Here is a 19273-nt window from a genome sequence, read left to right as displayed (position 1 = left end):
GCTGTGAACTTCGAACCCAGCGAAATCGACCAGTGGCTCACCGATGCTGGATGGTTTCCCACGCGGGACATCGGCTCGACGGCAGACGAGCTCATCCAGGTGAGGATCGAGGATGCTTCGCGTCAAGGCACACAACTTGTCGCGCACGACGCGGCAACTCGTTTCATCCATTCATATGGCGAACTGGAGCTGCCATTGCATGGCAAGTCCCCCGATGCCGTCTTGATGTTCGATCCCACAGTCGGATATGACGGCGATGCCGAGGATTTCATCGAGCTCGCCACCGGTCTGAATCGGCAGCTGTTTCCGGTTGGAGCCGAGACCTACGAGTACGGCATCTGGCTCATCGACGATACCGGCCGATTCTTCTACCTTCATCACACCGGTGGCTACTATCTGGGAGAGACTCCACACGAGGCGTTTGCGTCGATACTCTCGGGAACAGTACTGACCGATGCGGAGGCGTACTTTGCCTGAGACCTTTCCAGCAACCGCGTCGTCCTTGCTCATAAAGGGAAAGATATTCAGCCAGACCAGCATGTTCGGCGAGGGGAAGCCGAATCATCACCCGGCGGTCGAAGCGTTCATCAAGGCCCAGTTGACCTCCCCTGCGCAGCGCTTCCCGGGCAACTGCGCAGAGCTTGCATTGGTATCGGACCAGCTTTGGGGTCTCGACTCCGGTCGCGCCGACGGAAGATTCTCTTCCCTGGACGACGCGGCACAACACTTCAGAGGCGCAGTCATCGTCTCGAAGAAGATCCGGCCCGGCGGCAACCCAGAACACGGCCAGCTGACACAACCGTGTGAGATCTGCACGGCATTGCTGAACACCCTGGGTGTGCAGGTCCTTTCGGAGTAATCACCACTCTATCGCCGTCTCTTGATGCCCCACATCACCTTTCGTGAAGGTTGCCGATGAACTCACAAACGAATCCACCGAACTACGAGGTTTGGACGCGACTGCCCGTTCATTACTTGCCGGTCACCCTCGGAGACCAACTCGTCGGATACCTGTGGGGTTCGGAGAACGGAAAGGCAGCAGGATTTCTGCCGCATCTGGCAATCGATATCAACCGAGTGAAGTCTTCGATCTACTGGTACAACAAGCTTGCCGATTCCTACGGACTTGGGCTGACCGCGGTAGAAGCGATCAGACAGCAAATAGGAGGGGCGATTGACCCGCAATTCGGCGGAGTCGCCGCCGATGCCGAGCAAGCGGATGCGTCAACCATTCAGGAATTGGCGCTTCGCCTGAATCCTGAGGCGCCGCTGGGCAAAGGTCCGTGGGTGCAGGACGGAACCTTCCCCAGTGGAGCGCCCGAGGATCGTTCGCAAGGTTGGGGCCCGCTCGTCTCTGCTCCTACAACCACGTACAACCCCGACACCGTCTCGGCTGTCACTTTTCTTCCCGTCACGTTGAACGGCACGGTTGTCGGATATGTGTGGGCCTCGGACACCGAGGATGATGCTGCCGGATACCTGCCTCGTAGCGGGATAGGCAGAGCGAGCATGGTTGCCGGAGGGTTGTGGCGCTCGCGCTTGATCTCTGCGCACATGGCAGGCCTACCGGCCCTCGAAGCGCTCCGCCAATGCCGCGCCTTGCCGGCTCATGCGGCAGGGACTTTCGGTGTGATCGAGCAATCCACTCCGAACCAGCACGCTGCCAGCCTTTCCGCGCTCCGCCAGCTGGCCGAGCAGGCCTGACTCAGCAGAGCTTCAGCGGCGACGCCTCAGCTCGCCGCGGACGATTCCCGCTTTTCGATGCTCGCCCTCGACGCCGACATAGGGGCAATCGGCCGTGCCTGTGCGCAACCGAGCATCCGGATCTCCGGGTGCGATCCACAACAGCTTCTCTGACTCGAGCCAGGGTTCGAGGTCGAAATCATATTCCTCGACCGGAGATTCGTGTTCACCTACGCCGAGCCAGGCGCCGTCGTCGGCGAAAATGTCGTAGACGTTCGCACCCCAGGTGTTCTCCAGCTTCGTCCCCTGCGGGCGCGGCCCGAAATAGCTGATCGCCCATCCGGTGTGTAGACCAACCGGAATCTCATTGATCACGGCACGCACGCCGTCATGGTCCAGGATTCGCGGAATCACAAACGGAACTCCCGGGCCCGGTCTGCACATGAAGGGCGCGAACGCGACCGGTTCATGGAGCCGTATCGCTCCGCACATGGTCAGCCACGAGGCCGGCAGATGCGAGATACGCCGCCACGGGTTGTTGAAGTCCCAGAACCAGCCATCCAGACCGACGATGTCGATCGGGTACCGCACCAGTTCTCCGGTCTCAGGGCAGCGGGCCACGATGACGTCGGGCAGAATCTTCGTGTACAGCTTCTTCACATCCGAAGATCGACGCCGCGCAGCTCGAGCACCATCGAGGTCGCGTACCCCGTCAAGGCTTCGCGCCTCGTCGGACAGTTGCTGGTTCTGCCGTATCAACTCGGCACGCTCGGAAATCAGCGCTTCATCGGAAACACTCATCAGCCCTTATTCCCTACTCGTCGTTTCGAGGACCGGTCGGCACTTCAGTGGCAACCTTCTTCACCAGCGATTATCCCCGACGGCCCATGCTGTTCAGACTCCGCGCGGCCGGGGCTTCTGGTCAAGGGCCGATCGCGGAGATCGTGGAGGCGTCGAGTGCATAGGCACGGTGGGTTGCTGGGTCTACAGCTATGGGGCCTGCCCCTAGGAACTTTTCCCCGGAACTGACCGTGACCTTGGCGGTGACAGAGTTGGTATTCGCATCCAGTATCCGCACATGCGCCTCGACGGAGATCCCTTTTTCGTTCGACTGCTCTTCGAAAACATAGACACGGTGGGTCGCGGGATCAACTGCTATTCCGCCGGCAACCGGATCGAGCGGGAGCGTGGCGCGGACCGCGCCGGACAAGGTATCCAAGACTTTCAATGTCCTTGGGCCGTCCAGGTTTTGGTCCACATCACCCATCACGTAGAGGGTATGAGCATCGGGGTCGACAGCCATGCCGCGGATCAGTGTTCCGAAGGGGAACTTAGTGGTTACTCTTCTGCTCGCACCGTCCAGGACAATCACCATGCCGGGACCATCACTGCCGACGTAAACGGCATGGGTAGCGGTATTCACAGCCAATGCATCGGCTGAAGCATCGAGCGGGACCTCGGTCACCACGGTATTGGAGGTGGTGTCGATGACATCGAGCGCACCGTCCGTGTGGTTCTGCCGATGGCCTATTACGTAGACGCTGTGCATATCCGGATCGATAGCGATGCGCCCCGTGGATGAGGCCCGCAGTGGGATTGTGGTCCGGACGGCATTCACGTTCGCGTCGATGACACTGACCCAACCCGTACCGTCGGCACCGTAGCCCGCTACATAGACGTTGCGCGTCTCAGGATCGAAGACGACACCGTAAGGGTCCGCGCCGAGCGGGATGACAGACTTGATTGTCATTGTGGCGGTATCGATCACCGACAGCGCACCGCCCGGGCTGGTGACATAGGCGGTATCCCCATAGGCGGTCATACCCAGCGCGACATGACCGATAGGCACGCTGGCACGAATGGTCGGTGCCGGGCTCGAACCTTCTCCACTGTCACTGTGTTGCCACACGACAATCGCCATGGTCGTCGCAGTAACGACCACGAGCGTGGCCACACTTGCGATAACGGTGGTGCGCTTCCGCTTCGATGCCTGACCGGGACTCGACAACACCGACACGAAGTGGCTGCCGAACGGGCGCCCCATAATTGCCAACGCCTGATCGGGAAACAGCTGTCGCGGCAGTGTGATCGGCTTCGCGCGATGAGCCCGTAGGTAGACCGCATCACCGATCGTGAAGAAGTCCTTGATTTGACTGTAGGCAATCGACGTTGTGCCGATGGAGAGAGCGAGGTCCAGTGAGTCCCGGTTGTAGCGAACCGCAAGCGTGGAACCGGCGGAGGAGTACGCGACGATCTGCGGGATCGGGCGCATCAGGCGGATGGCAGTCACCGGGACAGCGATAATGATCGTGACCAGCAGCAGCGCGAAATACGTGCCCAGAGCGCCCACAAGACCGGATCCGGAGTGTGCCGCGTTCAGGATGACCAAGATGATTGCCCGGATCATGACGAGCAGTGGGATCGAGGCTACAAAAATCCAGGTTCTCGGTGAGCGCCAACGGCCCAGTACGGATGCCCTGCTCAGGCGCGACGCTGTCGAATGGTCGGCAACGACACTCACATCCAACGGGGGTGCAGGAGCAAGCGACGAGAAGTCTTGCCGCGGTGTAGGTCCCCACGATCCGTGGGCCGGATCCTGTTGATACGACTGATGCATCATTCCCCCTCGCGATCATGCCTGCTCGGTCGGGACGATAACTCGAGGGGAACTGCCGGGGCTAACCGAAAACGCCGAGCAGGGGCTGCGTTCTCATTGCACCGCTGATTCAGCGGCATGAATCCAGGACACGCCCTCCTGGTCTGGCGGATCACCCTTCCAAGAGCAGAACCGGTTGACCCGCATCCCGTAGCGGACAGCCGCCGCTGCCGATATCGTCAGCGGCGGGCTGAGAACTGCTCCGGCAGTGCACTATCCGCTCGGTGGCAGCGGGCGGGTGAGTGTTCCGTGGCTCGGTGTGGTGCCATCGCGGGCCTTGCGCCATTAGTGATCTGGATGCGAGCAGATCCTAAGGAGGGAGTGGGATGGGTGAGGATAACGCCCTGACCGGGCTGCGGAATGATGCCCACGCGGGGATTTTCTTTGATGCGACCGCGGCGAGCACGATGGCTCAGCAGTGCGCGAGCATGCTGTCCGCGGTGGAGTCGGCTATCGGGGTGTTTCAGCGGGCGAAAGACGTGCAGCCGCTGAATCAGCGGGGGTCGGGGGCCAAGTTGGCTGACAAGTTCAATGCTGTCGCCAGGAATCTGATCGATACGGTGTTGAAGGATCACAGGCAGGTTCTCACCACCATGGGTGAGTCGTTCGGGGCGGCCGGGCAGATATTCACCGGTGTCGATCAGGCGTCGGCGGATGTGTTCAAGAATGGGACGTTCACCGATCAGCAAGCGGCCCTTGCCTTTCAGAAGTACCGTTCTGTCAGTGGGCAGCCTGGTCTGGCGGTGCAGGCAGGCGGGGAGCAGACTCTGGCGGTATCCGCGACCGGGCAGCCGGGACTGGCTGTGCAGCCCGCCGGACAACCTGGATTGGCTACGCAACCCGGCGGGCAACCCGGACTGGCAGCGCAGGCGGGTTCGCAGCCTGGCACGCAACAGCCGGCTGTGCTCGCCGGAGCCAAGGACCAGGTGGCGCTCGACTCGTCGGGGGTCGAGCCGGAGTACAGCGCGCAATACGAGTGGGACGACTTTCATAATCATTGGGACTACGTCAATGGGCAGCGGATCGGCGATCAGCTCGGGAATCTGGCGCAGGACTGGCTCACGGCCCAGACCTATTTGGGGTCGCAGTCGAATAATTTCCGCAGTGCCACCCAGAAGTACCTGCAGGACTATCAGGGATCGGCCACGGCCGATGAAGGGGTGTGGGCGTCACCGGCCGCGAAGATAGCGAAAACCGCGGTCCAGAAGTATCTCGAGAATCTGGGCGCTCTGACCGGCTCGATGGAGTACATGAGCACCAATCTCACCTCTGCTCGGAGCTGGCTCACGAACCTGCAGAACTTCCTGCCGCACAAGAGCATTGCCGACACCTACCCGGATACCTCGCACAAGGCAGAGGTCGAACAGGCGATGAAGGCCATGCGGCAGGCGTGGGAGACCTACTATGTCGCGGGCGTGAAGGATTCCAGCGCCAACATTCCCATCCTGCCCGACCCGAATGCGTCGATCGCGGTGCCCGCGACGACGACGAAGGTCGATACCGCTCCGGCGCAGCAGGGGAATCCCTCTCAGGGCGGCGATACTTCGAACGATGCCACGAACTCGAATCCGACCAGTCCCGATACGACAACGGACACGAAAACGGACAGCACAACCACCGACCCGACCCTCCAATCTCTGGTCACACAGGCCGGCACGGTGATACAGGCGGGCGTCCAAGCCGCGGAATCGGCGGTGCAGAAGGCCACGACGGACGTGCAAGACGGTCTGAAGAACAGCGCCGACACGGCTCAGAATGTGGTCAACCAGCAACTACAGCAGCTGGGCCTGATTCCGGGCGGTGGCAGCCCCTCCGGAGGGTCGTCCGGCAGCGGAGGCCCCGCGACCGTCAGCAACCTGGTCGGCACGCCGCCGAATTCTCAACTCTTCCCCCGCGCTGCCGGTCCGGTGACGACGGACGACTCGACAATCGTCACTACTCCGAGCGCCGGGTTGGCGGCGACCACTACCGATTCGACGGACGAGCGTGCCGATATCCTCACAGCCGGTACACATCTCGGTGAGGTGCTCGGAGAGCTGTCCGACGACATCGCACCGGTTGCCGAGCAATGACAGCGTCCTGGCAGTTCACCGAAGCCGAGTTCTACGTCCTGTGGATGGATCAGGCGGGAGAAGAGCCGCCCGAACCGTTTGTCTTCACGTCGGCGACCAGGACCGCGGAAGAGTTCCACCGCGAACTGCGGGAGGCGCGTGTGCGCTTGAACCACAAGCTGGACAGCGACTTTCACCGGGTCTTCGACACGCTCTTCCGACCCGACCTCTACCTGACCGCGTACGGGTGGAGCGAGCAGGAACCGTGGGGCGCGGGCTCCCAGATTCGCCTGCGCGCAGTCAGGAAGGGCGCGAAAGGGTATGTGATAAGCCAGCTTCCGGGTGCGACGTATTGGCGTCGCGGCGGGTACACCGTTGTCGAGTGCGACCCGCTTCAGCTCACCGATGCCGTCGCCGCGGCCATGCCGCCTGCTCCGCGCGGCCGCCGGGGAGATGTAGCCCTCGTCTCCCGGGATGAGAACCTGGACTACGACTTCGGGCATTCCGGCATCGCCGCGCGATCGGATACCGTGATATCGCGAAGCGCCGAATTCCTCGAAACTCCGTTCACGACGGCGGGCATTGTCCACATCGTCCAGGGCAGATCGGCCTTCGGTCCCCGCGGTATCGCTCGCTTCGAGGTTCGCTTCCGGGATCTCGTCGACGACGGCCGGTACGCCCTCACCTCGGACCCGGAACAGGCTCTCGCGGTGGACGAACCACGATTCATCGCTGTGCTCGAGGATTACATCGCAGCGATCATTCGGCGGATCGATGACGAATGCGGCTGACCGTGCGGATCACTCCTCAACGAAGTGCGTTTCCCGTCACCTTGGACAGGGCGGATACGGTGACCAGTAGCGAAAGAGCCGCCACGGCACCGTAAATCACCGTTGCCAGGGGTTCTTGGAAGTACGGGAGGATTTCCGCGCCCATCACCTCCAGCGGGAGGGTCGATACGTGGCGGGTGATCAGTTCGGTGGCGGCTGTGCCGAGCAATCCGGTGCCGCCCGCGGCGACCATGAATCGGCCGGCGGGGATTCGGGCCAGCAGGGCAATGCCTCCGGCGAAGAGCAGCAGGGTCATTACCGCCGCGGCGACCATCAGCACTCGGCAGGTGATGGGTTTGGGCGAGTACGTGATTTGGTTGGAGAAGCCGTAGGTGACGAAGGCCGCGAGGATCGCGCAGACTATGGCGGCACATCCCGTTGCAATGAGAAGGACTCTCGATCGCACAGGGACACTGGCTATTTGGGCTGGGTCGGTGACGGACACCGCCGACGGCGCGAGGGCGTATCCGGCGGCGATGATGGCGAGAATTGCGCCCAGGACGCACACGGCGGTTTCGATGGCCAGGCCGTAGATCTCGAAGGGGCGGTTATCGGTGGTTCGGCCGAGAAGTGCGCCCAGTGTGTAGAGGACGGCGCCCAGCACGATGAATACGCGGCCGGAGTGTTTGCGGGCGAGTATTTGACCGACTCCGGCGAACAGCAGCAGTGCCACCACTGCCGCGGTTATGGTGCCGACACCCAGGTACGTGAGCGGGTTGTAGTTGGTGTTGGCGTTGTGTCCCGCGGCATTCACGGCGGCAATTCTGGCTTTTTGATCGGCGTAGAGGGTGTACAGCCTGATCGCGCCCGCTGTCGCGATGAATGCCGCCGCGGCGGCGAACACCGCGGCGGCAATCGCGGCGGGCCGCAGCCCCGTTCGAGGACCGGGGACGTACTCGGGCGGCGCCGGATGATCATGTCCGCCTGGTTGATAGGGATTGGTCGACTGAGGCCAGACCACCGTCGGAGCGCTGGGAGCGACCGGCGGTGCGTGGCCTGATAGCGCCGCGAACGCCGCAACGGCGAATTCCGTGCAGCTGGCGAATCGGTCCTCGCGCCGCTTGGCGGTGGCGCGGGCGATTACATCGTCCAAAAACGGTGGGACATCGGTTCGCATGCTGCCGAGGCGGGGCAGCGACTTGCTCAGGTGTCCGGCGACGACCTGCCCCGGATTGGCGCTGGCGAACGGCGGGTGTCCGGCCAGAATCGTGAAAAGTGTGCAGCCCAGCGAGTATTGGTCGGCGCGATGGTCTACGGCCTCGCCGGACAAGAGTTCGGGAGCCGCGAAAGCGAGTGTGGCGGCGAAGGTTCCGGTCGCGGTCAGCTGGGTGTTCGAATCCAGCAGCCGCGCGATGCCGAAATCGGTCAGGATTGCGCGCTCTTCGCGGCCGGTGTCGGCGGCGGACAGCAGAATGTTCGCGGGTTTCACATCACGGTGCAGGACGCCGCGGCTGTGTGCGAAGTCCAGTGCCGATGCGGTTTCGGCGATGATGCGCAGAGCACGCGGCACCGATACCTCACGGGGATTCAGTCGCGAGGCGTCGGTGCCGGCGACGTACTGCATGGCGATCCACAGCTGGCCGTCGATCATGCCGCGATCGTGCACTCCGACAATGCTCGGATGATCCAGGCGGGCAATCGCATTCGCCTCCTGCTCGAAGCGGCGGCGTACTTCCTGATCGGCCGAGACCTCCGGCGCCAGCAGTTTGAGCGCGACCTGGCGGGGCAATCGCGGGTGGCGCGCAAGATAGACGCGGCCCATTCCCCCTTGCCCGAGAAGGCCGTCGAGCGTGTATTCCGCGAACGACTGGCCCACGCCCAGCTGCACCACGGTCCCCCTTGCATGTCGATCTACGCACTGCCCGGACAGCATAAACGAGCACCGTGACCGGCCGGATGTGAGCGATCCGGAGGTACGGGCTACCAGTGGGCCAGGGAGGTGGCGTAGGTGGCGCGGACAGCTTCCAGGCGGGAGCGGGTGAACCGGCCGGGCTCACGTTCGTGCATCGCCAGGCCGTCGGCGGAGGTGAAGGCGGAGAGGGGAACTCGGTCAGCGTGTGCCGGGATGAACTTCAGGGCCTCGTCTGTTGCGGCGAGGGCGGTGGCCAGGGCATGGCGGCCCGCGCGAAGTGACCGCTCATCGAGATCGGCTGTTTCGGAGGGTACTTGGCGGATGCAGACGTCCGCGTACCAGAGCCAGACGCCGGGGTCCAGGAGTTCGGAGGGGTTGTCTCTGCCGAATTGCACTGTGCCGCTGGGGGGTGGGAGGACTTCCTCGGGGAGCAGGAATTCGTAGGCGCGCTGCGCATGGCATTCATGACATTCGCCGGTGTAGCGGCTGGCCAGGACGCCGTCGACGGTGATGACCGCGCTGCGGAAGGTGCAGCGGGTGCTGCCGCAGGTGGGGCACGGTTGCAGGGTCAGGTAGAGGCGGGCTTCGGCGTTGGTTCGGGCCAGGGGTGGGAGATCTGGCACTGCGACTCCTTTGCTACCTGTCAGGCCGTATTGCGTAGTCGAGCTTAGACAACGCGCGGAACAGCGGTGGAGGATGATGCGCTGCGGCAGTCTGCTGTTCATATTGTGCTCACTATGCTGCTGTGGCAGAGTCGATCTCGCTGTGCTAAAAGCGGCGGAGACACCGGTGGATTCGGGAGGGCTCGCGATGACTGGAAGACTTCAGGCCGAAGCGCGATCGATCAGCCGAAATGTCTAGGGACCGTGGGGAAGCCGAGTCGGCGTCGATTCTGGAGGGGTTCTCCCGGCAGATGCGCGCCATCGCCGAGGTGTCTCGGCAGCGGGTGCAGCTGACAGGTAGCGCCAGTGCGGCCAGTGGGCGGGTCACCGTCACCGTGAATGCCGATTGTGTGGTGATCGCTACGCATTTCGCCTCCGATGCCGGTGAGCTGTCCCTCGAGGAAATCGGGAAGGCGGTGACGACCGCAGCGCAGAATGCTGCGGCGGATGTGCGGCGCAAGACCGAGGAATTGCTGCGGCCGATCAGCGATCAGCGCGCGAAGATGCCGAGACTGTCGGAACTCTTCGACGGTATGCCCGACCTGCAGGCCGAAGCGCCGACACCACCGCCGGTATCGCTGGCGCCGCCGAATGCGCGGGAGCGGCTGGCACAGCGGGCCGAACCGGCGCCGGAATTCAGTGACGCCGTGGACTATGAGGACTGGCAGTCGGCGCAGGACAGTGGTGGGCCCACGAGCCGGGGTTGGTGAACTGCTCGAACTAGCCGGAGCCCAGCTCGGGGTAGTAGCCGCGCTGGAACGGCTGCAATTGCGAGACGGCCAGCTGCCCGGCCCCACGGCAGATCGGGCAGACCCGCTCCCCCGCGCATTCGGGGCATTTGCGTTGTCCGGCGGCCGCATCGGGAAGCCAGCCGCGCCCACCGCATTCGGGGCAGACGCCCAGGCCGTCGCATTCGTAGCAGAGCACGTAGCCCGCGGTGACGGTGTCCGAGGTGCGGGACGGGTCCGTCTGCTCGGCCTCCTGCGGCGTGGACAGGACCAGCGCCGGTGAGCTCGCGCTGTACAGCACGGTGGGCGTGTGGTCGGGAACGCGAAGTTCGATGGTGCTGCCGTCGCGGTAGCCGGTGACGAGGGTGCGGTTCACCTCCCGCGATTCCGATACCTCCCACCCGGCGTCGGCCAGCATGGCGGCGCCGCGGCGGACGGTGTCGGCGGCGCCGACCGATTCGGGTCGCTGCCCCCGGAAGGTGGTCGAATAGCGGTATTTCACCGGTTCGGACCACTCGGAGACGGTCGGTTCGCTGAGGAAGAGCAGCATGAGGTCCGCGCCCGGCGTGAGCTGTTCGATGAGCGCGACCACCTGGGTACGCAGCACTCGGCCCAGGCGGTCCAGTTCCGCCCTCGCGCCCGGTATCTCACCCATGCGAACTCCCTTCTGGCGGGACACTATCACCTGCCGAATGCCTGGTCGGACTATGGACCACCACGGTTCGGAAGGAGTTGCCACCCCCTCCGGACGGCAATCACGTGAACCCTCGGCGGTCCCCGTCCGACGGAGAGATGGCGTGTGCCAGCGGCTTTCATGCACAATCCGCATCGATCCGGCCGGCGGTCTTGCGGCACAGTCGATCTCTGGGCAGGCGACGTCGAACCCGAATAGCGATCAGCGGCATCGAATATGCTGCGCTCCATGGTTGAGCGATCCGGGGAAGCGCTGCGACTGGCGCGGGTGTACGAGGGGCGGGACGCGGACGGGCGGCCGCTGGCCGGCGATCGGGCGGCGATCGTGCCCTGGTTCCAGGACGAGGTGCTGGCCTATCTGGAGGCGGCGCCGGTGGTGCTGGCGGCGCGCAGTTTCGAGGTGGATGAATTCGCGCCGCAGGAGCGGGATGTGCCGCTGAACTTTCGTACCGACGGGGTGTGGATCTGGTCGGGCGCGGTACCGCACTATCTGCGCAAACACGGGCTGCCGCCGGAGGGTGAGCTGGTGCGGCACATTATGGGGCGCGGTTGCGAGCTCGGCGCGGTCGACGAGGCTGCCAAGGAGCTGGCGGTCCGAATCATTACCGGCGGCTGAGCATGCGGGACAGACTGGCCCTGCTCGACGAGGGCAATCGGCTGCACACGCTGTATCGGAAGGTCGGATACACCCCGGAGGGGAAGGACGCCATCTATCGGGTGTTCGACCTGCAGGACGAATACCGCAGGCAACTGCCCGAGGTGATTGTCGCCCGCTGCCCGTTCACCGATGCGGTGGTGCGCTGGCCGCTGGACACGGTCGATCTGGATGGCTGGTACTGGGATTGGGACCAGCCCATTCGCCGGCACGTCGCCGGATTGCCGTTCAGCTGGCTCACCATGGAGGGCGCGGTACGCCTCGCCGAGCCGGTGACCGCCGCGCCTTTCCACGCCATGCCGGGTCCGGCCGCGCCCTATGTCGTCCCGCGCCTGCTGGAGGATCCCGAGGTGCGCGCGGTGCTGTCGCAAGCGCCGATCGGCCGCCATACCGGTTGGGCGATCACCTATTTCGGCAATAAGCGTCCCGAGGACATTGCGCTGGAGAATGTCTGGGGCAGCCGAACCAATGAGATCCACGATCCGCGTGGGCTGGAACGGGATTCGAGCGAGCACGTACCCAAACCCAGCGAACACGATTTCGACCTGCGCCCCTGGCTCGAGGCCGGAAGGCTGCTGTGGATCGCACCCGGGGATACCGATGCCGCGTTACGCGAGGGGACGGCCGAATGCCCCTATCTCGATATCGAGGGTGACCACCGCGAACAACTCATCAATCGGGGCGAGATCATTCGCTACTGAATCCGGGCGCAGGCGAATCGAATCCGCCTGCGCGCCGGGTTGTCAGAGGTTGGCGGTGGGAACTCGCGGCGCAGCCGATCCGGTCGCGCCGACCACCGGAACACCGGTATTGCCGAGCTCACCGACTACATCGTCGCCGTGTTCACCGGTCACCAGGTTGCTGCGGATATCACCGTCGCCGTCGGCGTCCCCGTCGCGGGGCGCCAAACCGGCGCCCGCGGCGCCCATCGGGGGCGCCATGCCGGGGCCGGTGGTGGCGGCGCGCTGTGCGGCCACCGGTTCGGCGGCCGGCGCCGGGGATCCGCCGGGTGCGGCGGTGGAGCGGGTGCCGGTCCACTGACCGAGCTGGGCTGGGCCCGCTACGCCGCCCATGCCACCGCCGATCGGGACGGCGCCGCCGGGCGCGATGCCGCCGGACGTGGTGATCGGCTGATCGACGGGTGCGGTGGTGTCGTCCACGGGCTGGGTGGTGAGCGTCTGCGCAATCGATTGCAGCTGCTGCGCACCGGAACCGGCCGAGCTCGCCAGCGTCCCGAGGCCGCTGAGCAGCTGGGTGACCTGGGAGAGCGAATCGACTCCCGTGGGCGCATTGGTGACCGCCACCTTCTGACCCGCCACGGCCATATTGGCGCTGTGCACGGTCAATTGGGCGCGGGTGTGCGCGACCACGGCCGTTGCCTCGGCGGCGGTCTCGCTGGCCATCGACAGCAGGAAGGCCTGGCCGGGCGGGGTCACCAGGAAGGGCGCGGACACGGTGACCGCCGTGACGAATTTCGTGATGATCGCCGCCATCTGGGCCGCGCCAACGCCGACCGTGGTCGCCGCGCCGCCCAGTACGGTCTTCTGCTGCACATTCTGGGTCTGCAACTCGAGCGCATCCGACTGTGCCGCAGCGCCTTTGTCGGCCGCGCCGGTGGCGCCCTGACCCTGCCAGAGGCCGGAGGCCACGGACATGAGGGACGAGGCCATCGAGACGACCTGCTGCAGAGCGCTCGATACTCCCGAGAGCACCTGCATGGGATCCACGCTCGCACCGCTGATCTGGCCGGTGCCGAAGGACTGGGCCAGATCGGTGAGCGGGCGGGTGAGCGCGGACAGGTCGATCACCGGCAGCGGCGGGAGACCGGGAAGCGGCGGTGCGGGCGGCAGCTGGGGCAGCGCCGACACGCCCATATCGCGCAGAATGTCATTGATCGGGCGGTCCAGCATCGGACCGAGTGCGGTGCCGCGCAGCACATCCGCCACGGTGGTATCGGGTAAGCCCGGCACCTCCGGCGTGCTCATGACTCCTTCGACAGTGCGATGAAGTCGACGCTGGACTGCTCCTCGACACCGTCGTAGCTCGCGGCCGCCTCGTGGGCGGTGACCGCGGTGCCGGCGTGCACGGCGGCGAGCTCGGCGGTCGAGGCGAAGTGATTGCCCTGCGCGCCCGCGAAACTCAGCAGGAAATCCTGGCCGATCAGGCCGAAGACCGGAACCAGGGCCGCGACGGTGGCGACCTGATCGGCCCCGGCGGCGCCGGCGATCGTCGATGCCATCGCGGCCGAGGCGTCACCGTAGTGGCGGATCGCGTCGGGCGTTGCAACGAGGTTGCTCATGAGACCCCCATCGTGAAGATCAACTCGAAATGAACTATACAGAGCGAAGATTCGGCGGACATAGGAAAGTGTTCACCAACTCCGGACCTGTTCGGTGAACAACCGGTGTTCCCCAGGTTATGCCCGGGAATCGGTATCAGCCTGCCGCACTGCAGCTTTCGTCTACTTTAGATGGGCCGCAACCAACTGTCCGGTTCGGTCTCGTAATTCTGCTCCTCGACGTACTCCTGACGGGTCACCTCGGCGACGGTCGGCAGGCCGGTCAGGGCCAGCAGCTCCGGCGCCAGACCCGCGGCCCGCAGCTGCTCACGGCGCTGCAGACCCGCTCGATTGGCAGACTGCTTGCACAGGCGCAGAATCTCACCGGCCAGAGCCTCGGGATCGGTGCGCAACTGGTCCCGCTCGACGCTGAGGCCCAGCGGCAGGCCCTGTTCGGTGGTGCACACCACCACCGCTCCCGTGCGGGAGGCGAGGGTGAACTCGGTCGGGAACGGAGCATTATCCGATTGCACTGAGATACCTGCCTTTCACACTCATTCGTCCTCGATGGCCATGAGCACCTCGGTGATACGGGTGTCCACGGCCGCGGTCATGCGCTTGCGGTCGGCGGGTGCGGCGACGGGCGGGAAATCCGCGGTGACGACATAGCGGCCGTCATCGATCAGATCGCGCCACTCCAGCTGGAATCGGATGATGCCGCGCGGGCCGAATCGTGAGCGGCCCTGCACCACATCGATGGTGCCCATGCTCGGCGCGGGGGCCGCCAGGAAGTCGGAGGCGCGGTCGATCACCGTGCCCTCCATGGTTTCGTGCGCCGGGGACAGGCCGTAGCCGTAGTCGAACTCGTCGGTGTGCTCGGATTCGGCCAGTACGATCTCGCGGCCGCGACCCGCGGCGGTGTCCGGCAGCGCGGCGACGATCTGCGCCGCCAGCTCACCGGCGTCGAATTCGGTCACGGTGAATCCCGCACTGTGCCGGACCGTTTCGCCGGGGTGCTGCACCACCAGGTAGCCGAAATCACCGGATCGGATGCCGAGCATGCGAATGCTGGCCTCGGGGCTGGTGCGGTCACGGCCGTCCCAGCCGCGCACCTCGACCCGGACGTCGGGCATGCGCAGTACGGGCAGCACCTCGGCCAGCGCCGGATCCCGGTCGCGCAGCGCGTCTTTGGCGCGCGCCACATTCGCCAGATGGTCGTCCCACCACTCGGTGCGGCTGGCGTACATGAGCGGAATCGGCAGGAATTCCTCGCCGAGTTCCTCCCACAGGACCAGGAATTCCAGATCGGTGAGGGTCCAGGATCGTTGCACCGAAGTCAGCCCTCCACCACGGGCTTCGCCACGATCGGCGCCTCACCCATGGCGGTTTCCAGAGCCTCGGTCGAGTCGAGGAATTCGGCGCGCTTGTGCTCCTTGCCCTGACCGCCCTGGCCGCCGGCGCCGTGTCCCATACCGCCCATACCACCGCCCATACCGCCCATCGGCGATGCCGTCGCGGCGCTCGCGGCGATTCCGGCCCGGGCAATGGCCGCGTCCGCGGATTCGATGGCGACGGCAGCTCGCGGGAACAGGCGTGAATTGAGTTCCTTGAGCGGGGCCACGCCGAGGCCGCCGGGGCCACCGCCGGGCCCGCCGCCACCCGGCAGATCCTTGGACAGCTGATTGAGCAGATTGGGCATTCCGGCCAGGGACATATCTTTCAGCTGATCCTGGGTCTGCTGCTGTTGCTGCTGCGCGGTGCTCGTCTGTGCCGACTGCATGCTCTGGGCGGCCTGCTGCAGGGCGCTTTGCAGCTGGGACGCCTGCGAACTCGAGTCCTGGCTCGCCGCAGCGGGATTGGTGTTCTGACCGGAGTCCGACTGACCTGGATCCGGCTGGCCGGAGGTACCCGGATCAGTCTTGCCGGGGTCGGTCTTGCCGGGGTCGGTCTTGCCCGGATCATTTTTGCTCGGATCCGTCTGGAGTTTCGCCTCTTTGGCGGTCAATGCCGCGTTCGAAAGGCTCTGCAACTGACCGCCCAGCGACGGCATCGCCGACGGACCGGCTCCGGGCGAGGAACCCGGCCCGGTCGACGGCTGACTGCCCGGCCCGGTCCTGGGCTGGTAGGTCGGCGGCGTCTGCAGGCTGGGCGGCGGCGCGGTAGGATCGGTCAGCTTCGGAATCGCGGTGCTGGCGTGCGGCATTCCGGGGATGTACCAGGCCTTGAAACCGGCTATCGCCACCTTGACCACGGCGTCTTCGGTCGGAGTGCCGTTCAGTTTGTCGCCGTCCCAGCCCTCGGGCAGCGCGGCCTTGGTATTGCGCAGGAAGCCGGCGGTGAAGTCCAGATTCGACGACATCAGGCGCATCTCGGTGACGAGATCATCGGCCTGGGTCTTGAACTGCGTGACCGCCGCGACCGCACCCTTGGCGCCGGCGCCGGTCCACGACTTGTCCTTCTCGAATCCCCCCATGAGGGTATCGAGATTGTTGAAATCCCTGGAGATCCAACCGGCCATGGTCTTCCAGTCATCGCTGCGATCGGCCACCGTCTGCGGATTGATGCCGACTCCGACCTCGTAGAACCACTGACCGCCGTGACCCGTCGGATCCTCGGCGCCGATCGCATCGGTGTAGTGCGCGAGATCGCTCTTGCCGATGCCCTTCAGACCGCCGTATCCGCTGTTCTTGTCGAAAGCGGCATCCGCCGTCGGCTGACTCCAGGTCGGGATGGCGGCCTTGCCGTTCGGCGTCAGGTTCAGGACCGGGTAGTTGCCGTCGGAGGTCCGCTTGAAGTCGTTGAAGGCGGTGGTCGAATCCTCCTCCGTGGCGTCGTACAGCTTGCCCGCCGTCACCAGGGTGTCGCCGAGCGCGTCCACCAGGGTGATGTAGTGGTCGATGATCGTGGCGAGGCGGCCGCCCTCGGTATCGAAACGGCCCGCGAGCGCCACCGCCTTCGGCAGATAGCCGTTATCGCTGAAACCCTTGTGCTCCTTGACCACGAAGACCCACTGCTTGGTCATGGTCAGTGAGTGCGACAGGTCCGCCGCGTAGCCGGCGGCCTTCGTCGCCGCACCCTTGTCGAGTGACAGCGTGCCGTCGTGCGCCGCCTGCGCGGTCCCAAGCCAGGGGTTGACGGACTCAGTACCCATGTCCCGCTCCTAACTCGTCCAACTCGTCGTTTGCCGTCGGCGGAAGCGCTGTTCGAAGTCGGGCAGATACACCGACGGCGGGGTCGCCGAGGTGGCGGACTCCACCACCCCGTCATCCGCGACGTAGAAGAGCGCGCGGGAGAGCACTATCGCACCGGGTTCGGTGGGAACGTACACCAGCCATCCGACCGAAAGTCGTTCGGCGCGAAGCCGATCCAGCGGAAACCCCTGGGTGCTCGCGATATCCGGGTGATTGCGCACCACAGCCAGCGCTTCGGCCTCGAGCAGCGGGCCGGGGCCGGTGCGCATTACGCCGGCCAGGGTCAGCTGATAGCGGGCCTCGTCGAGATCGGCTGCGGGACCGAATGTTTCGGCGAGTAGCGCATCGGTGACATCGCCGCGATCCGCGGCGGCGACGAATTCGGCTACGGCGGAGCGCTGTCCGGCCGTCGGGGCGTCAGCGACCAGACCGGCGATCACGTCGGTGACCGTGGCGGCGGTCCAGATACCGGGGACCGCGGCGGCGAGATCGGCCGCGGGCGGGGATTCGCCGCGATACCAGCGTCCGCCCTCCCACCAGTAGCAGAAGGTGAGCAGGCCGCCGGCGGCGCGGGTGTTCAGAACCGAATTGGCCACCCACTCCGGCGCACCCGCGTAGAGACGCGGCAGGGACGCTCTGCCGTTGTAGGCGGCCGTCAGTTCCGGAGCGGCCCATACGCCGCCGGAGAGCACCGCGCGACCGCCCGGCAGAGCGTAGAGCGAGGAGCCGGAGCGGCGGGAGCCTTCGAACCAGCCGAAGGACGGCAGCACGCGCGGACCCCAGTCCGAGCCGACCGCCGCGAAGGCCGCGCCGATGGCGGACCACCGGGACCACAGCACGGGGAAATCCGGGAAATCGTCCTCGGACAGCGTCGGCAGGACAGCCGAGTCACGATCCGCGCGGGCGGCGACGGCCGCCTGCTTCGGGGTGCGGGATTGCCGATTGTCGTGGCGCACATAGGCGCCCAGCCAGGTGGGCAGGTTCGCGCGCGGATAGGCCTCGAGGTCCGCCAGGTAGTCCTGGGGGGCGAACATTTGATCGTCCGGGAAGGGGTCATCACCGTAGTCGTGGTCGACATCGAGCTCACCGGCCGCGGTCAGCGACAGCTCCAGACGCCACCAGGGGCCGTCACCGAGCTGGGCCGCGACCTCGCGATGCGCGGTGACCAGCGAAAGCACCTCCGGGGAGGGCATGATTCGCGCTTGCCGCTGCCGGTCGTCGTGGAATATCACGCGGGACAGGCGGCCGGTCACCGTCAGTGCGAACGCGGCGTCCACGCGGTGCCAGCCCTCGGGGGCGATCGACATCAGTTCGCGCGCGATCTGATGCGCCAATTGGCGGGACTGCTCCGCGGGATCGATGCCGTCTGTGACCACGCCAGCGGCGGAGATATTGAAGCCGACATCGGGGGCGGATTCGAGTTCCGGCTCGGACACGATCGAATCAGCGGGAGCGATATCCCGGAAATCGGCCCCACCGGTACGGGTTTCGCTGGAATCCTGCGACGTGGTCATACGCGATCGGCTCCTCTCGAGGGTCGTCTGCACGCCCCGGCGCGTGGCATCGAGCGGCCTCTGCGCACGTCCATCCTCCTCGGCTGTCGACACACCGCATGCCAGCATCACATATCCCGGCCGACCATGAGGTTGCCGAATCCGGAAATATCGGCGAATTCACCGCAGGTGGACGGCCGCCCGACGTGGCGGAAGATGTTCTCCGACTTCAGTCCTCGGCCAATCTGCGAGCCAGCTCCTCCTCCCAGAGGGCAGCGTGGCTGCCGTCCATCTGCCCGGCGAAACTGGCACGGGCAGCGGCGATCAGCTCGGGCGAGACGTTCGGGTGGACCTTGTCGATCGCCAGCAGGGCGTCTTCGGTCAGCGAATCCAGGCCCGTTGCCGTGCGCAGGCCCTGCCCGTCCAGCACCTCGGCCAGCACGGCATCGAAGTTCTGCCGCAACTCGTCGTCGGTCGGGTAGTCCTCGCGCACGATCAACC

General features: G+C 65.3%; 20 protein-coding genes. 8 read left to right on the top strand and 12 right to left on the bottom strand.

Translation table 11 applies throughout. The features are described 5' to 3' along the window. The first annotated feature begins 3 nt into the window (after positions 1-3). Genes OG326_RS06745 through OG326_RS06735 form a run of 3 tightly spaced genes read left to right on the top strand, consistent with a single transcriptional unit; the run spans position 4 to position 1704 of the window. Complete coding sequence (locus OG326_RS06745) at positions 4-477, top strand: SUKH-3 domain-containing protein (protein WP_327143741.1); 474 nt, start codon at positions 4-6, stop codon at positions 475-477. Beyond that, positions 470-859: a YwqJ-related putative deaminase gene (locus OG326_RS06740; protein WP_327143740.1), complete on the top strand. Its 390-nt coding sequence runs from the start codon at positions 470-472 to the stop codon at positions 857-859. Before OG326_RS06745 ends, OG326_RS06740 begins: the two co-directional genes overlap by 8 nt. A gap of 56 nt (positions 860-915) precedes the next feature. Further along, positions 916-1704, top strand: coding sequence for a hypothetical protein (locus OG326_RS06735; protein ID WP_327143739.1), 789 nt, complete (start codon positions 916-918; stop codon positions 1702-1704). A gap of 12 nt (positions 1705-1716) precedes the next feature. On the opposite strand, the gene OG326_RS06730 is transcribed toward OG326_RS06735, so the two are convergent. Beyond that, positions 1717-2484, bottom strand: coding sequence for a hypothetical protein (locus OG326_RS06730; protein ID WP_327143738.1), 768 nt, complete (start codon positions 2482-2484; stop codon positions 1717-1719). Between the two features lie 121 nt (positions 2485-2605). After that, positions 2606-4090, bottom strand: a complete 1485-nt coding sequence (locus OG326_RS06725; RefSeq protein ID WP_327143737.1) for a YncE family protein — start codon at positions 4088-4090, stop codon at positions 2606-2608. Between the two features lie 575 nt (positions 4091-4665). Between OG326_RS06725 and OG326_RS06720 the strand changes: the two genes are divergently transcribed. Together OG326_RS06720 and OG326_RS06715 are read left to right on the top strand one after the other, a co-directional pair. After that, positions 4666-6411, top strand: a complete 1746-nt coding sequence (locus OG326_RS06720) for a hypothetical protein (protein WP_327143736.1) — start codon at positions 4666-4668, stop codon at positions 6409-6411. After that, positions 6408-7181, top strand: coding sequence for an ESX secretion-associated protein EspG (locus tag OG326_RS06715; protein ID WP_327143735.1), 774 nt, complete (start codon positions 6408-6410; stop codon positions 7179-7181). Before OG326_RS06720 ends, OG326_RS06715 begins: the two co-directional genes overlap by 4 nt. Before the next feature lie 16 nt (positions 7182-7197). Here the strand turns inward: OG326_RS06715 and OG326_RS06710 are convergent, their stop codons facing one another. Both OG326_RS06710 and OG326_RS06705 read right to left on the bottom strand, forming a co-directional pair. Continuing rightward, the gene (locus tag OG326_RS06710) at positions 7198-9051 is read right to left on the bottom strand and encodes a serine/threonine-protein kinase (RefSeq protein WP_327143734.1); all 1854 of its coding nucleotides are present in this window, start codon (positions 9049-9051) and stop codon (positions 7198-7200) included. 89 nt (positions 9052-9140) lie between these two features. Next, the gene (locus tag OG326_RS06705) at positions 9141-9695 is read right to left on the bottom strand and encodes a hypothetical protein (protein WP_327143733.1); all 555 of its coding nucleotides are present in this window, start codon (positions 9693-9695) and stop codon (positions 9141-9143) included. A 230-nt stretch (positions 9696-9925) separates the two neighbouring features. Between OG326_RS06705 and OG326_RS06700 the strand changes: the two genes are divergently transcribed. Then, a complete protein-coding gene (locus tag OG326_RS06700; RefSeq protein WP_327143732.1) occupies positions 9926-10444 on the top strand; it encodes a YbaB/EbfC family nucleoid-associated protein in 519 nt (172 codons plus the stop codon). Between the two features lie 10 nt (positions 10445-10454). On the opposite strand, the gene OG326_RS06695 is transcribed toward OG326_RS06700, so the two are convergent. Next, positions 10455-11117: a hypothetical protein gene (locus OG326_RS06695; protein WP_327143731.1), complete on the bottom strand. Its 663-nt coding sequence runs from the start codon at positions 11115-11117 to the stop codon at positions 10455-10457. A 267-nt stretch (positions 11118-11384) separates the two neighbouring features. On the opposite strand from OG326_RS06695, the gene OG326_RS06690 reads away from it, so the two are divergent. Then, positions 11385-11771 carry a hypothetical protein gene (locus OG326_RS06690; protein WP_327143730.1) on the top strand — a complete coding sequence of 129 codons (387 nt, stop codon included), beginning with the start codon at positions 11385-11387 and terminating at the stop codon, positions 11769-11771. Between the two features lie 2 nt (positions 11772-11773). Continuing rightward, the gene (locus OG326_RS06685; RefSeq protein ID WP_327143729.1) at positions 11774-12511 is read left to right on the top strand and encodes a hypothetical protein; all 738 of its coding nucleotides are present in this window, start codon (positions 11774-11776) and stop codon (positions 12509-12511) included. Positions 12512-12553: 42 nt separating this feature from the next. Here the strand turns inward: OG326_RS06685 and OG326_RS06680 are convergent, their stop codons facing one another. The 7 genes from OG326_RS06680 to OG326_RS06650 all read right to left on the bottom strand — a co-directional run bounded on the left by OG326_RS06680 (position 12554) and on the right by OG326_RS06650 (position 19265). Further along, a complete protein-coding gene (locus OG326_RS06680; RefSeq protein ID WP_327143728.1) occupies positions 12554-13795 on the bottom strand; it encodes a hypothetical protein in 1242 nt (413 codons plus the stop codon). Then, positions 13792-14109, bottom strand: a complete 318-nt coding sequence (locus tag OG326_RS06675; protein WP_327143727.1) for a type VII secretion target — start codon at positions 14107-14109, stop codon at positions 13792-13794. The genes OG326_RS06680 and OG326_RS06675 overlap by 4 nt, the downstream gene beginning before the upstream one ends. Before the next feature lie 167 nt (positions 14110-14276). Then, positions 14277-14621: a hypothetical protein gene (locus tag OG326_RS06670; RefSeq protein WP_327143726.1), complete on the bottom strand. Its 345-nt coding sequence runs from the start codon at positions 14619-14621 to the stop codon at positions 14277-14279. A gap of 21 nt (positions 14622-14642) precedes the next feature. After that, positions 14643-15419 (bottom strand): ESX secretion-associated protein EspG, encoded by a 777-nt coding sequence (locus OG326_RS06665; protein WP_327143725.1) that lies wholly within the window; start codon positions 15417-15419, stop codon positions 14643-14645. Between the two features lie 5 nt (positions 15420-15424). Beyond that, complete coding sequence (locus tag OG326_RS06660; protein WP_327143724.1) at positions 15425-17239, bottom strand: hypothetical protein; 1815 nt, start codon at positions 17237-17239, stop codon at positions 15425-15427. A 9-nt stretch (positions 17240-17248) separates the two neighbouring features. Then, positions 17249-18793, bottom strand: coding sequence for a hypothetical protein (locus OG326_RS06655; protein WP_327143723.1), 1545 nt, complete (start codon positions 18791-18793; stop codon positions 17249-17251). Between the two features lie 208 nt (positions 18794-19001). Next, positions 19002-19265, bottom strand: coding sequence for a hypothetical protein (locus OG326_RS06650; RefSeq protein WP_327143722.1), 264 nt, complete (start codon positions 19263-19265; stop codon positions 19002-19004). Between the last annotated feature and the right edge of the window lie 8 nt (positions 19266-19273).

The organism is Nocardia sp. NBC_01327, from assembly GCF_035958815.1.
In the GTDB taxonomy this organism is placed as follows: Bacteria; Actinomycetota; Actinomycetes; order Mycobacteriales; family Mycobacteriaceae; genus Nocardia.
This window is presented reverse-complemented; position numbering and strand designations above follow the sequence as displayed.